Below are 13,413 nucleotides of genomic sequence, written 5' to 3'. Positions count from 1 at the left end.
TCGGGTTGGTTCAGCGCACCGCGTTCCCGGCCTGCCCGGCCATAACCATCCGGGCTCCGTCCGCCGTCGGCACCGAGGGCACTTTTTGCAGACTCTGCATCTTTGCGTACCATGCAATCATGACGGAGGGGAACCCGGCGGGCGTCGGGCTGCGTGAGCGCAAGAAGCGGGCGACCCGCGCCGCCCTGGTGGCGGCCGCGGTGCGGCTCGCCGCGGAGCACGGCGCGGAGCACGTCACCGTCGACGCGATCAGCGAGGCAGCCGGGGTGTCCGCGCGGACGTTCTTCAACTACTTCGACGCCCGGGACGACGTCTTCGTCATGATCGGTGCGGACGCCAGTGCGAGGGTCCGGCAGGCCGTACTGGCGGCGCCCGCTGAACTGTCCCCGCTGGAGGCGCTGCGCGACGCCGTGGCCATCGAGCTGGCGGAGATCGAGCAGCAGCAGGAACTGTGGCGCCTGCACGCCGAGGTGCTACGGCACTCACCGCACCTGCTCGCACGCAGTCTCGGCGCCCACATGGCCGACGAACTCGCCCTGGCCGAGACGCTCGCCGAGCGCATGGGTGCCGGTTCGCCGCTCTTCGCCGGGGACCGGGCCGGGCTCGGTTCGCCGGACGACGAACGCAGGAGGCGGGCGCTGGGTCTCCACCCCCGTCTGCTGGCCGCCGTCGGCATCGCGGCCGTCCGGGTCGCCGTCGAGCACTGGTGCGTCCGGCAGGACGAACTCGCCTTCGCGGACGTCTTCCGGGAGACGTTCGACCACCTGGCGGCGGGGCTTCCGGCTCCGGCGGGACCGGCCGGTCCCGCGGACCGGTAGGCAGCCGTTCATCGCTCCGGGACCCGGGCCCGTCCCGGTCCTTGTCCAAGACCGCGTGAAAGAGATGATGTGAATTCTTCAGCGGCGCCCGTGGAGGCGTCACCGTCCGCCATGTCCAACCGGCAGATACTCCAGGCCATGTCGGGACTGATGGCGGGCATGTTCGTCGCCATCCTGGCCGGCACCGTGGTGTCCAACGCGCTGCCCCGGATCATCGCCGACCTCGGGGCCAGCCAGTCCTCCTACACCTGGGTCGTCACCGCCGAACTGCTGGCCATGACGGCGACCGTGCCGCTGTGGGGCAAGCTGTCCGACCTCTACAACAAGAAACTGCTGCTCCAGCTCTCCCTCGGCCTGTTCGTCGTGGGCTCGCTGCTGGCGGGCTTCTCCCACGACGTGGGGCTGCTCATCTTCAGCCGGGTGGCCCAGGGCATCGGCGCCGGCGGTCTCACGGCGCTCGCGCAGGTCGTGATGGCGGCGATCATCCCGCCCCGCAGGCTGGGCAAGTACGCGGGCATCTTCGGCGCCGTCTTCGCCGTGGGCACCGTGGCCGGTCCGCTGATCGGGGGCGTCCTGGTGGACACCTCGTGGCTCGGCTGGCGCTGGTGCTTCTTCATCGGCGTGCCCTTCGCCCTGCTCGCCATCGCCCTGCTCCAGCGCACGCTGCACCTGCCCACCGTCCGCCGCGAGGCGAAGATCGACTACCTGGGCGCCTCCCTGATCGTCGCGGGTGTCTGCGCGCTGCTGATCTGGGTCACGCTCGCCGGGAACGAGTTCGACTGGGCGTCGTGGCAGACCGCCGCTCTGACCGGCGGGGGAGTGGTGCTGCTGGCCCTCGCGGTCGCCGTCGAGGCGAAGGTCGCCGAGCCGGTCATTCCGCTCGGCATCTTCCGCAACCGGACGGTGGCGCTGACCACCCTCGCCAGCCTCTTCGTCGGCGTGGCCATGTTCGGCGGCACGGTCTTCCTGTCGCAGTACTTCCAGGTATCGCTCGGCAAGTCCCCCACGATGGCGGGTCTGATGAGCCTGCCCATGATCCTGGGCCTGCTGGTCTCCTCCACCGTCGCGGGGCAGGTCATCAGCGCGACCGGCCGGTGGAAGGTGTACCTCGTCGGGGGCGCCGTCACCATGACCGTCGGTCTCGGACTGCTGTCCACCATCGGGAGGGACACCCCCTTCGGTCTCCTCAGCGTCTACATGGCGGTCATGGGCATCGGTGTCGGCATGCTGATGCAGAACCTGGTGCTGGCCGCGCAGAACGACGTACCGGCGGCCGAACTGGGCGCGGCGACCTCGGTGTTGTCCTTCTTCCGCAGCATGGGCGGCACCATCGGCACCAGCGTGCTCGGCGCGATCCTGGCCCACCGCGTCGCCTCCGAGATGACCAGGAGCCTGAAGGACGCGGGCGGTGCCGTCGAGGGCGGAGGCCAGGCCGGGCACGGGGGAGTGCCCGACATGACCGCCCTGCCGGAGCCGATGCGGGAGATCGTGGAGCACGCCTACGGGGTCGCCACCGCCGAACTCTTCCTCGTCGCCACGCCCTTCGCGGCGCTCGCGCTGATCGCCGTGCTGTTCATCAGGGAGAAGCCGCTGAAGAACACCAGCGGCATGGAGCGGCTCTCCGAGGAGTCGGCGAACGCCGGCAGGACCACCGCGGGCGGCCCGCTCCCGCGCGTCGACGCCGACGCCTGACGGAGCGCCGGAGCCGCCGGCAGGGAGACATGTCCCCGGCCGGCGGCTCAGGCCACGGTAGGGGTGTAGTGGGAGGCGTCGTCACCTTCGAGGACGTGGCTGAGGGTGCCGTCGACGCCGGCGGGGACGTCGCCCGCGACGGTCACCCGGTGCAGCAGGCGCGGCAGGTCGCCGTAGTCGTCGGGGGCGTAGTGCTGGGTGATGCGGTTGTCGAACAGGACGACGTCGCCCGGCGTCCAGGCCACCCGCACGATGTTCTCCGGGCGGGTGACGTACGACTGGAAGATGCGCAGCAGGTCACGGGAGTCGGACGTGCCGAGACCGACGATGCTCTGGGCGAAGCCGCCGATGAACAGGCCCCGCTCCCCGGTCTCGGGGTGGACCCGGACGACCGGGTGGACGGTGCGGTACGGGCGGGAGACGAACCGCTTGCGGTACTCGGCCGCCTTTTCGCTCTTCGGGGCCGCGTAGTCGTAGTCATTGGTGTGCACGGCCCACAGCCGGTCCGCCAGCTCGCGCAGCGGCTCGGGCAGATCCCGGTACGCCGCGGCCGAGTTGGCGATGAGGGTGTTGCCGCCGTAGGGCGGGACGACGATGCCGCGCAGCGTGGACGCCTTCGGGGGCGTACGGACGAACGTGACGTCCGTGTGCCACACGTTGGAGCGGATGCCCTCGTCGGCGTCGACGGGCAGGACCTGGGGCTGTCCTTCGACGGAGGGCACGGTGGGGTGGGCGGTGGTGAGCTCGCCGAAGAGGGAGGCGAAGCGGAGCTGGCCCGCGTCGTCGAGATGCTGATCGCGGAAGAGGAGCGCCTTGTGCTCCAGGAGCGCGGAGTTGATCTCGGAGACGAGGGCGGGGTCGAGGTCGCCGGAGAGATCCACGCCGAGGATCTCGGCGCCGATACGGCCTCCGATCCGGCGGACGTCGAAGCCGGTGCTGGTGGTCATGTGCGCAGTCCTTTCAGACGGGAGGCACGCCTTCAGGCGGGGGCACGCCTTTCAGACGGGGAGCACGAACGGAGGGTGCGCACCGTTGAGGAAGTAGTCCCCGACATCGCGGAGCCGGTGGGCCACGGGTTCGTACAGCGTGTGGGTCCGGGCATTGCGCCAGAAGCGGTCGAAGCCCAGCCGTGAGGACGCGGAACGGGCACCGATGATGTCGAGGGCACGGGCGGTGGACTCCTGCACGGCCCTGGACGCGGCCGCTTCGGCCATGGCGACGAGGACGGAGATCTCCGCGTACTCGTCGTAGCCGAGGTCCTCACCACGGGCCAGCCCGCCGTGCACGACGTCCCGCGCCTGGTCGGCGAGGGCGGACGCGGAGCGGGTGAGCACGGTGAGCTCCCCGTACACGGTCAGCACCTGCGGGTCCTGAGGTGAGCCGACCGGCCAGTCCGGGTGCCAGAGGGACCGGCCGGTCCTGCTGTACTCGCGGGCCTCCGCGAGCACTCCCTCCGCCATGCCGAGCCGCAGTTGCACCGAGAGGAGCCGCCCGACCGGCGACACCAGAGCGGTCGGGGGCGACAGCACGTCCTCGTCCGCGGCCAGCGAGCCCAGGACGTCGTCGCCGGCGATCGGCACGGCGTCGAACTCCACGCTTCCGCCGGCCGCGAGCCGTTGCCCGAAGGGGTCGGCGTCGCCGTCGATCACCACGCCCGGCAGAGCGGGATCGACCACGACGGCGAGTGGTTCGCCGGTGTCGGCCCGCACCGCCCGCACGGCGAGGCGGTCGGCGACCAGGACGCCGGCGGCAAAGCTCTGCCGGCCGGTCAGCACATACCCCTGCCCGTCCCTGACCAGCGTCAGAGCCGGTTCCTGACGCGCCAGACCACCACCCCAACACCATTCCTGAGCCGCGGACCGCTGCTCCAGCCGGGCGGCGAGAGCGGGCTCGGCGAAGAACCCGGCGCTCCACGACATGAAGTAGTGACAGCCGAGCAGTTGGCCTATCGCACCGTCGGCCGCGGCGATCTCCCGGACCACCGCGTACGCCGTCGGCCAGTCCGCGCCGCCTCCGTTGAGCCCGGCCGGTACGAGGAGTGTCAGCAGTCCCGACTCGCGCAGCCGCGACACCTCGTCGAACGGGGCCTTGCCCGCCTGGTCCCTGGCCACCGCGTCCGTGGCCAGGTCGTCCGCGGTCTCGCGGGCCACGCGCAGCCAGTGAGCACTCCCGGGCCCGGTCCGGTCCGACTCCGCGTCGGAGTCCGACGGAGCAGGGGCAACGCCCATGGCAGAGGTCTCCTCAAGTCGATGTCTGAGGCACGCAACATCATCCTGTGCAGCGCCGCAGGGGGCCGTCAATACTTTCCTAGTAATTCTATAGGGAAGGTAGGGAAGGTAGGGGCGCGGAGCGCGGCGATATCCGGCCAACCGCGCCTGCCCCGCCACACGTAACGCCGCTGAGCCGCTCACCACGGCGGTCAACGGGGGCCGGGCCGCGTGGCTGAGGGCGGATGCGGTCACAGCCTGACCGCATCGCCTGCGACGGTGGCCGGGCAAGCCGCCCGGGCCTCTCGAACCACGGGTCGGCACACGACTCGAAGGCCGAGGTGCTCCGTTGACCGTTCTCGACGCCCGGGCGCTCAACCGCGCCACCCTCGCGCGGCAGTTGCTCCTCGACCGCGCCGACCTGCCGGTCCTCGACGCCGTCGCGCACCTGGGCGGTCTCCAGGCGCAGGAACCGCAGGAACCGTTCATCGGGCTCTGGTCCCGGCTGCGGGCGTTCGACCCGGCGGTGCTGTCGGACCTGCTGACCGGGCGGCGCGTCGTGCGGACCCATCTCATGCGCCGCACCGTCCACCTCGTCACCGCCGACGACCTCGTGGCCTGGCGGGCCCGCCACGACGCGATGCTGCGCCAGCGGGTACTCGGCACGTACCGCCGCGAACTGGAGGGCGTGGACCTCGGCGAACTCGCGGCGGCGGGGCGGCAGGTCATGGCCGACGGCGAACCCCGCTCCCTGGGCGACCTCGCGCGAGCCGTCGCAGGCCGCTGGCCGGCAACGGGGCTCCGGCCACTGGGCGAGATGCTGGTCGCCGGCCTGCTCCCGATGGTGCAGCTGCCACCGCGCGGCCTGTGGCGCACGACGGCGGGAGTGCGCTACGCCCTGGTCTCCTCCTGGCTGGGGCGCGAGATCGACCCACCGGTCCCGGACGACTCCGATCCCGTGGGACAGACACTGGTACGGCGATACCTGGCCGCGTTCGGACCCGCCGCGTCGGCCGATCTGCGCGCCTGGTGCGGACTGGCGGGACTGCCGGCCGCGGTCTCCGCCCTGCGCGAGGAACTGGTCGCCTTCCGCGACGAGCGCGGCCGGGAACTGCTGGACCTCCCCGACGCGCCGCGCCCCGACCCCGGCACCCCCGCGCCGGTGCGGTTCCTGCCGGCGTTCGACAACGCGATCCTCGGCTACCACGACCGCGGCCGGATCATCGACGACGCCCACCGCGGCCTGTCGGTCGACGGCGCCCGCGTCGTCCTGGTCGACGGCCGGGTCGCCGCGACCTGGAGGGCCGAGGCGGACACCGTCCTGGTCACCCCGCTGCGCCGCTTCTCCCGGGCCGAGCGCGAGTCCGTCGCCGAGGAAGGGCGGGCAGTGGCGTCCTTCCTCTCCGGTGGCGAGAGCGACCGGGCACGGATCGCCGCGTCCTCCGGCTGAGCGATACGCCGACAGGAGCATTCAGGCGCACACTGGAAGGGTGCTGCCGGTGCTCACGAGGGGGTGTCGGCCGATGGAAACCTCAGAGCGTGTGACCGTGCGGTGGTGGCGGTGGCGGCGCAACGCGCTCAAACGGCGTATCGACGTCGTCGAAGCCTGGGTCGTGCTCGTCGGCTGGGTGTTGGCCCTGCTCGCGGGAGTGTGCGTGGGGCTGATGGCGGCGGGCGCGGTCGAGCGGGCCGTCGAACACCAGCGGGCGGAGAGCCGTCAGGTCTCCGCGGTCGCCGTCGAGGACGCGCCGGGCCCGTCACCGGCCCGCGCGGCGAGCGACCACCGGGTGTGGGCCAAGGTGCGGTGGACCGCGCCGGACGGCTCGACGCACACGGAGCAGGCGCGGGTGCCGCCCAGGACTCCCGCCGGGAGCACGATCCCCCTGTGGGTGAACAGGAGCGGTGACATCACGATCCCACCGGTGTCCGGCGGCGAGGCGTGGCTCCACACGGCCGTGGGCGGCGGTCTGGCAGGAGTCCTCGCGGGCGGGATGGTCCTGGGCGCCGCCTGGCTGACCCGGCTGTCCCTGGACCGGCGGCGTATGGCCCAGTGGGCCGCGGAATGGGAACGGATCGACACACGCCGCGGCTGGAAGACGGGCTGACCCAGGCACGGGAACACCGCCGTACCCCGTCGCCCCGCAGGGGGCCTGAGCGGGACTGTCCCGGCCGGGTCGGTCACGTGCGCCCGACGATGTCCTGGTCGTCGATGGTCTCGTGGGCGCCCGGCGGAGCAGGTGCCGACAGTGCGCCGGACGTGGTCCTCCTCCGGCGCAGCCGGCCGGTCAGGCCGGTCGCCACGGGTTCGGTGCAGCGCGCGGTGAGGGGGCCGAGCAGGACCAGGATGAGGACGTACGCCGTGGCCAGCGGGCCGAGGGCGGGCTCGATGCCGGACGTGACGGCGAGCCCGGCGATGACGATGGAGAACTCTCCGCGGGCGACGAGCGTGCCGCCGGCGCGCCAGCGGCCCTTGGGCCCGATCCCGGCGCGGCGCGCGGCCCAGTAGCCGGTGGCGATCTTCGTCGCGGTGGTGACGGCCGCCAGGGCGAGGGCCGGCACCAGCACGGGCGGGATGCCGGCGGGGTCGGTGTGCAGGCCGAAGAAGACGAAGAACACCGCGGCGAACAGGTCCCGCAGCGGCGCGAGCAGGCTCGACGCGCCCTCGGCGACCTCACCGGACAGGGCGATGCCCACCAGGAAGGCGCCCACCGCCGCGGACACCTGGAGTCGCTGCGCGAGCCCGGCGACCACCAGGGTCACGCCGAGCACCACCAGCAGCAGTTTCTCGGGGTCGTCGCTGGAGACGAAGCGGGAGACATGGCGGCCGTAGCGCACGGCGAGGACGAGCACGAGCGTGGCCACGCCCAGGGCGATGGCCGGCGTGACGGCGCCCGCGGCCAGGCCGACCCCGGCCAGCAGGGCGGTGACGATCGGCAGGTAGACCGCCATGGAGAGGTCCTCCAGGACCAGGATGCTCAGGATGGCCGGGGTCTCGCGGTTGCCGAGCCGCCCCAGCTCGCCCAGGACCCTGGCGATGACGCCGGAGGAGGAAACCCAGGTGACCCCGGCCAGTACGACGGCCGCCACCGGTCCCCAGCCGAGCAGCAGGGCGAGCACCGCACCGGGCAGGGCGTTGAGGGCGGCGTCGACGATCCCGGCCGGGTAGTGGGTCCTGAGGTTGGAGACGAGGTCGGCGGCCGTGTACTCCAGGCCCAGCATGAGCAGCAGCAGGATGACACCGATCTCGGCTCCGATGGCGACGAAGTCCTCGCTGGCGACGAGCGGCAGCAGTCCGCCCTCGCCGAAGGCCAGCCCGGCCAGCAGATAGAGAGGGATCGGCGAGAAGCCGAAGCGCCCGGCGAGGCGGCCGAGCAGCCCGAGCCCCAGGATGAGGCAGCCGAACTCGATCAGGAAGACCGCGGAGGAGTGCATGGCGGGTCACTCCCGCCCGAGTATCGCGGCGGCGGCCTCCACGCCCTCGCGGGTCCCGATGACGATCAGCGTGTCACCGCCGGCGAGCCGGAAGTCCGGCGCGGGGGAGGGGATCGCCTCGGCCCGGCGCAGCACCGCCACGACGGACGCGCCGGTGTCGGTGCGGATCCGGGACTCGCCCAGCAGCCGGCCGTTCCAGTGCGAGGTGCCGGACAGTTCGATCCGCTCGGCGACGAGCCCCAGGTCGGTGGTGGACAGCAGGTTCGGCGTGTGGTGCGCGGGCATCAGCGCGTCGATGACCATCGCGGCCTCCTCCGCCGTCAGACGCACCGACAGGTCGCAGGCGTCCGGGTCGTCCTCGCGATAGGCGCTGATGGTCCGGTGGCCGTCGCGATGGGCTACCACGGACAGCCGGCGGCTGTCCCCGGTCGTCAGGTCGTAACGGACACCTATGCCCGGCAACGGCGTACTGCTGAGGCGGGGCGCGCTCATGTCCGTCCCCCTTTCGTCGGCGTGCGCGTTCCTGATGACTCGCCTGCGCGGGCCGCGCCCGGACGAACGCCCGGATCAGGCCTGTGAGCTCATCCTGGGCTGGTCGGCCGTGCGGGACCGTAGCCGTCCCGCGTGCGCTACCTGGAGGGTGCCGGGACGGGGGATCCCGACGGGAAGGGAGTGGCCGTGGGCAGCCTCGCGGTCGCCCCTTCCACCTGCCGCACGGTACCCGTCCCCGGCCGGGTGTCCGTGCCCGCGCCGGCGGACAACTGGGCCCAGGCTCCCAGCGCCAGAGCCACCGCCGCGGCGGTGGCGGCGATCCGTCCCACGCGCCGGACCTTGGCACGGCGGTCCAGATCGCCCCAGGACACGCGGATCCACAGGTCCTCCGGCTGCCACAGGTCACCGACGGCGTACGGGGGTTGGAGCCGCCGTCCCGCCGCCCGCTCCCGCGCGGAAGGCTCCCGGGGCGCGGAGGCGCGTATGGCGTGCTCGCTGTCCGTGAGGAACCTCAGCCACACGTCGTCCGGGATCGGGGGAGTGCCGTCCGGCTCGCCGGGCGTTCCCCTTCCGCCGCCCGGTCCTTCGCTGGTCACGTCCCGTCATCTCCTCTCCGACCATCGGCCCACAGCTGCGCAACGCAAGATCAGTATGCCGTCCGGTGCGCGAGAGCGCCCCTTCACGGGGGTCGGCGAAGGGAGCCCGAGACCGACTTGGTACCGCCGTGCGGGGTGAGGCCGTCGTCGACCGGGGTCCCGGCGTGCCGGTGACGCGGGCCGCCGGGGCGGAGGGCCTCGCGACCTCCGCCCCCTCGGGAGTCAGACGACGGCGGGTGCCTCCGGCAGGACGTGGTCGCCGACCTTGTCGGTGCTCAGGCAGAGCGAGCAGACCACGGCGTCGTGCGTCCGGCAGGCGGCCACGTCCGGCCGCTCGAACTGCTGCCGGCACACATGGCACTCGTAGGTGACGGCGCTGGGGTTGCCGTCCTCGTCGAGCAGCGGCTCGGCGATGCCGTCGTCGGTGCGGCGCAGGTAGTACCTGCCCTTGGTGACCACGGCCATCAGCGGGGTGAGGACGAACGCGATCACGGCGGCGGCGACGGGGGAGTACGGCTGGAGCGTGTCGCCCAGCGCGTGGAAGTACATGGCGATGGACAGCGCGGAGGCGGCGACGAAGGCGACGACCCCGACCGGGTTGACGGCGTAGAGCATGCCGCGGCGGAACTCGGGGGCGTGCGGGGACAGCTTCAGCACGTACTTGTTGATGCCGATGTCGGTGGCCACGGTGACCACCCAGGCGATCGCGCAGTTCGAGTAGAAGCCCAGGATGCTGTTGAGGAAGCTGAACATGTCGGCCTCCATCAGGGCGAGCGCGAAGCCCAGGTTGACCAGGACGAAGACCAGCCGGCCCGGGTAGCGCCGCGTGAGGCGGGTGAAGGAGTTGGTCCAGGCGAGGGAGCCGGAGTACGCGTTCGTGACGTTGATCTTGATCTGGCTGATCACGACCAGGGCCACGGCCAGCGGCAGGACGAGCCAGGACGGCATCATCGCGTCGAAGGCGTGCTTGAACTGCTGGATCGGCTCCGGCGCCGCGGTGGGGCCGACCTCGGCGATGATGTAGACCGCGAGGAACACGCCGATCGCCTGCTTCAGCGCGCCCAGCACCACCCAGCCCGGGCCGGCCATCACCACGGCCGTCCACCAACCGCGCTTGTTCGCCTCGGTCTTGGGCGGCATGAAACGCAGGTAGTCGATCTGCTCGCCGATCTGCGCGATCAGCGACAGACACACGCCCGCGCCCAGCAGCACGGAGGCGGTGTTGACGCCGCCGTCCCCGTCGGTACCCGCGTAGGCGAGGAAGCGGTCGACGGTCCCCGGGTCGGTGGCGACCAGGTAGACCAGCGGGCCGACCATCAGCAGCAGCCAGACCGGGGTGGTCCACACCTGGAGCTTGCTCAGCGCCGTCATGCCGTAGACGACCAGCGGGATCACCATGAGCGTGGACACCAAGTAGCCCAGCCACAGCGGCAGTCCGAGGCCCAGCTTCAGGCCCTGGGCCATGATCGAGCCTTCGAGGGCGAAGAAGATGAAGGTGAAGCTGGCGAAGATGACGCTGGTGAGGACCGAGCCGAAGTAGCCGAAGCCCGAGCCGCGCGTGATCAGGTCCAGGTCGATGTTGTAGCGGGCCCCGTAGTAGGCCAGCGGGAAACCGGTCACGAAGATGACGACGGCGGCGACGGCGATCGCCAGCAGCGCGTTGCCCGTCCCGTGGGCCAGACCGATACCGGCGCCGATGGAGAAGTCGGCCATGTAGGCGATGCCGCCGAGCGCGGTCGTCGCCACCACCATCGGGGTCCAGCGCCGGTAACTGCGCGGCGCGAAGCGGAGCGTGTAGTCCTCGAGGGTCTCCTTGACGGCCTGGTCGGCGCCCGGTGCTGCCTTCTGCGCCGGTTCCGGCTCGGTGACCTCGGCCAGTCGTGGCTCGGTACTCATGCCACGCCTCCTTGCTGCGGGTTGGGGACTGACAAGGCAGGCACGGTAGGCAGCGGTCGTTACCCCTAAATACTTCCTGCGTGAAGGGAATGTTTCGGAGGCATCGCGCGAGGGCCGAAGTCCGTTCTACGGCACCCCGAGTTCGAACAGTACGTACCCCGCGTACGACCCGGAGGCCAGCGCGGCCGTGCCGAGCACCGCGGCCAGGGACGGCCATCTGAGCCGGCGCATGGCCAGGGCGAGCGGAGCGAACAGCGGGAAGAGCGGGAGCAGATAGCGCGAGACGTTGCCGAAGTACTGCTGGGTGGCCATCACCATCAGGTACGAGAGCACCGTGTAGACGACGAGCACGGCGGGCGGTCTCAGCCGCAGCAGCAGCACGGTCAGCACCGGCACCGTCAGCACCACGCAGACACCGATGACGTCCTCGAAGGGCATCGCGAAGAGATAGCCGAAGTGCCCGACGGGAACGGACGTCAGCACGTGGAACGAATGGACTCCCCAGTCGAATTTGTGGGCCCAGGCGCCGTCCTGGAGCTTGGAGTAGCCGTTGACGTCACCCAGGCGGTAGTTGACCCACGCCAGGTAGCCGAAGAGGCCCAGCGGCGCGATCGCCACCGCGCCCAGCGGACGCACGACGCCGTCCTCACGCCGGCGCAGGGACAGTAGAGCGGCGACCGCGAGGGCGGCGACCAGCGCGGCGGCGGTGGGCCTGCAGAGCCCGGCCGCGCAGGTCAGCAGCCCGGCGGTGAGCCAGCGGCGGGACATGACGGCATGACAGGCCCAGGCGGCGAGGGCCGTGTAGAGGGACTCCGAGTAGCCCGACCACTCCGTGCCCGAACCGGGCCAGACGGCCCACAGCCCGGCCGCGACCAGCCCCGCCCGGTGACCGCCCAGCCGTCGCGTCACGGCGTGGATGCCGAGGGCGGCGACGAACGAGGCGACGACGGAGACCGTCATGCCGGCGCCGTACAGGCCGAGTCCGGTGCACTCCGAGACCAGCCGCATCAGCGCCGGGTACAGCGGGAAGAACGCCGCCGAGTTGCCCTCCAGGGTGATCAGGCCCGTCGCGCCCGGCACCGGTTTCAGGGCGGGGTCGTACCCGTGCTGGGCGATCTGCTGGTACCACCAGCCGTCCCAGCTGGCCAGGACGTCCCAGGCATGCTCGCCGCCGCCGAATCGCGGGTGCTTCTTCCGGAAGTCGCCCGCGGAGTCCAGCAGGTACAGGAAGACGGCGAATCCGGCCAGCTTCAGCACCCCGTACGTCAGCAGCACGGGTCCGTGGCGCACGGCGGCCCCGCGCAGCCGTCGGCGGAACTCCCGGGAGCCGCGCGGGACTTCGGGGGCCTCGTCGAGTCCGGACGGCGGCCGGCGCAGCTCGACGGTGCTCATGAGGATCCCGTTGTACGGCGAGTGGGGCGGGCGTCGTGGCGGGCGGGGAACACCCAGGCCCGGAAGAGGAGGAAGCGCAGCAGTGTCGCGGCCAGGTTGGCGGCGACGAGTGTCAGGAGTTCGACCCGGTGGCCGGCCCCGGGGGCGGCGTGGTGGAGGGCGGCCAGCGCGCCACTGGTGAGCGCCAGCCCGACCAGGAAGGTCGCGAGGCCCTTGAGGTGGTGGCGCAGCGCGCCGCCGCGGCCCCGCACCCCGAAGGTGAGCCGCCGGTTGGCGGCGGTGTTGGCGACCGCGCTGGCCAGCAGGGCCAGCGCGTTGGCGGCCTGCGCTCCCGCCGCCGGCCGGAACGCGGTGTAGAGCAGCAGGTAGCACAGGGTGCTGGCGACTCCGACGGCGGCGAAGCGCACCACCTGCCGGGCCAGGCCCGCCGGCAGCTCTCCGGCGAGATCGCCGCCGCTGCGGCGCAGCGCGGACAGCGGCAGCCGGCCGCCCGCCAGGGCCCGCCCGAGCCGGGCCATGCCGCGCAGATCGGCCAGGGCCGTGGACAGGAGGTGCACCCGGCTGTCCGGGTCGTCCACCCAGTCCACGGGCACCTCGTGGATCCGCAGCCCCGCGCGCTCGGCGATGACCAGCAACTCGGTGTCGAAGAACCACTCGCGGTCCTCCACCAGCGGCAGCAGCCGCTCGGCGACGTCCCGCCGCACCGCCTTGAACCCGCACTGCGCGTCGGAGAAACGCACGGCGAGCGTGGAGCGCAGCAGACCGTTGTAGCAGCGGGAGATGATCTCCCGCTTCGGTCCGCGCACCACCCGCGACCCGCGCGCCAGCCGGGTGCCGATGGCGATGTCCGAGTGGCCGGAGATCAGCGGTGCGACCAGCGGCAGCAGC

At 72.1% G+C, this 13,413-nt stretch carries 12 protein-coding genes; 4 read left to right on the top strand and 8 right to left on the bottom strand.

The annotated features are described in order from the left end of the window. Positions 1-119: 119 nt before the first annotated feature. Both CCL05_RS00560 and CCL05_RS00555 read left to right on the top strand, forming a co-directional pair. Positions 120-818: a TetR/AcrR family transcriptional regulator gene (locus CCL05_RS00560; protein WP_086558461.1), complete on the top strand. Its 699-nt coding sequence runs from the start codon at positions 120-122 to the stop codon at positions 816-818. Positions 819-929: 111 nt separating this feature from the next. Beyond that, a complete protein-coding gene (locus CCL05_RS00555; RefSeq protein WP_208641286.1) occupies positions 930-2,510 on the top strand; it encodes an MDR family MFS transporter in 1,581 nt (526 codons plus the stop codon). A 47-nt stretch (positions 2,511-2,557) separates the two neighbouring features. Here the strand turns inward: CCL05_RS00555 and CCL05_RS00550 are convergent, their stop codons facing one another. Both CCL05_RS00550 and CCL05_RS00545 read right to left on the bottom strand, forming a co-directional pair. After that, entirely contained in the window at positions 2,558-3,457 is a 900-nt protein-coding gene (locus CCL05_RS00550; RefSeq protein WP_086558459.1) for a TauD/TfdA dioxygenase family protein, read from the bottom strand. Between the two features lie 51 nt (positions 3,458-3,508). Continuing rightward, positions 3,509-4,738, bottom strand: a complete 1,230-nt coding sequence (locus CCL05_RS00545; RefSeq protein ID WP_086558458.1) for an acyl-CoA dehydrogenase family protein — start codon at positions 4,736-4,738, stop codon at positions 3,509-3,511. A gap of 328 nt (positions 4,739-5,066) precedes the next feature. On the opposite strand from CCL05_RS00545, the gene CCL05_RS00540 reads away from it, so the two are divergent. Both CCL05_RS00540 and CCL05_RS00535 read left to right on the top strand, forming a co-directional pair. Next, a complete protein-coding gene (locus tag CCL05_RS00540) occupies positions 5,067-6,167 on the top strand; it encodes a winged helix DNA-binding domain-containing protein (RefSeq protein ID WP_086558457.1) in 1,101 nt (366 codons plus the stop codon). Positions 6,168-6,240: 73 nt separating this feature from the next. Continuing rightward, on the top strand, positions 6,241-6,822 hold the full coding sequence (locus CCL05_RS00535) for an Rv1733c family protein (RefSeq protein ID WP_167409484.1): 582 nt from the start codon (positions 6,241-6,243) through the stop codon (positions 6,820-6,822). A gap of 73 nt (positions 6,823-6,895) precedes the next feature. On the opposite strand, the gene CCL05_RS00530 is transcribed toward CCL05_RS00535, so the two are convergent. The 6 genes from CCL05_RS00530 to CCL05_RS00505 all read right to left on the bottom strand — a co-directional run. Then, positions 6,896-8,149 carry a cation:proton antiporter gene (locus CCL05_RS00530; protein ID WP_086558455.1) on the bottom strand — a complete coding sequence of 418 codons (1,254 nt, stop codon included), beginning with the start codon at positions 8,147-8,149 and terminating at the stop codon, positions 6,896-6,898. 6 nt (positions 8,150-8,155) lie between these two features. Continuing rightward, a complete protein-coding gene (locus CCL05_RS00525; RefSeq protein WP_086558454.1) occupies positions 8,156-8,641 on the bottom strand; it encodes a cation:proton antiporter regulatory subunit in 486 nt (161 codons plus the stop codon). Positions 8,642-8,778: 137 nt separating this feature from the next. After that, on the bottom strand, positions 8,779-9,237 hold the full coding sequence (locus tag CCL05_RS00520) for a hypothetical protein (RefSeq protein WP_086558453.1): 459 nt from the start codon (positions 9,235-9,237) through the stop codon (positions 8,779-8,781). 222 nt (positions 9,238-9,459) lie between these two features. Then, complete coding sequence (locus CCL05_RS00515; protein ID WP_086558452.1) at positions 9,460-11,133, bottom strand: purine-cytosine permease family protein; 1,674 nt, start codon at positions 11,131-11,133, stop codon at positions 9,460-9,462. A 126-nt stretch (positions 11,134-11,259) separates the two neighbouring features. Then, entirely contained in the window at positions 11,260-12,525 is a 1,266-nt protein-coding gene (locus CCL05_RS00510; RefSeq protein WP_107400399.1) for a glycosyltransferase family 39 protein, read from the bottom strand. After that, positions 12,522-13,413 (bottom strand): GtrA family protein (locus CCL05_RS00505; protein ID WP_244204107.1); only part of this gene is annotated, 892 nt, incomplete at its 5' end. The genes CCL05_RS00510 and CCL05_RS00505, both read right to left, overlap by 4 nt.

This window comes from Streptomyces africanus (genome assembly GCF_002150735.1).
In the GTDB taxonomy this organism is placed as follows: Bacteria; Actinomycetota; Actinomycetes; order Streptomycetales; family Streptomycetaceae; genus Streptomyces; species Streptomyces africanus.
This window is presented reverse-complemented; position numbering and strand designations above follow the sequence as displayed.

Bases quoted from the DNA above. Each gene is read 5' to 3' on its own strand.
- CCL05_RS00515 (WP_086558452.1), bottom strand. From the start codon at position 11,133: ATGAGTACCGAGCCACGACTGGCCGAGGTCACCGAGCCGGAACCGGCG.
- CCL05_RS00550 (WP_086558459.1), bottom strand. From the start codon at position 3,457: ATGACCACCAGCACCGGCTTCGACGTCCGCCGGATCGGAGGCCGTATC.
- CCL05_RS00525 (WP_086558454.1), bottom strand. From the start codon at position 8,641: ATGAGCGCGCCCCGCCTCAGCAGTACGCCGTTGCCGGGCATAGGTGTC.
- CCL05_RS00510 (WP_107400399.1), bottom strand. From the start codon at position 12,525: ATGAGCACCGTCGAGCTGCGCCGGCCGCCGTCCGGACTCGACGAGGCC.
- CCL05_RS00530 (WP_086558455.1), bottom strand. From the start codon at position 8,149: ATGCACTCCTCCGCGGTCTTCCTGATCGAGTTCGGCTGCCTCATCCTG.
- CCL05_RS00545 (WP_086558458.1), bottom strand. From the start codon at position 4,738: ATGGGCGTTGCCCCTGCTCCGTCGGACTCCGACGCGGAGTCGGACCGG.
- CCL05_RS00555 (WP_208641286.1), top strand. From the start codon at position 930: ATGTCCAACCGGCAGATACTCCAGGCCATGTCGGGACTGATGGCGGGC.
- CCL05_RS00560 (WP_086558461.1), top strand. From the start codon at position 120: ATGACGGAGGGGAACCCGGCGGGCGTCGGGCTGCGTGAGCGCAAGAAG.
- CCL05_RS00535 (WP_167409484.1), top strand. From the start codon at position 6,241: ATGGAAACCTCAGAGCGTGTGACCGTGCGGTGGTGGCGGTGGCGGCGC.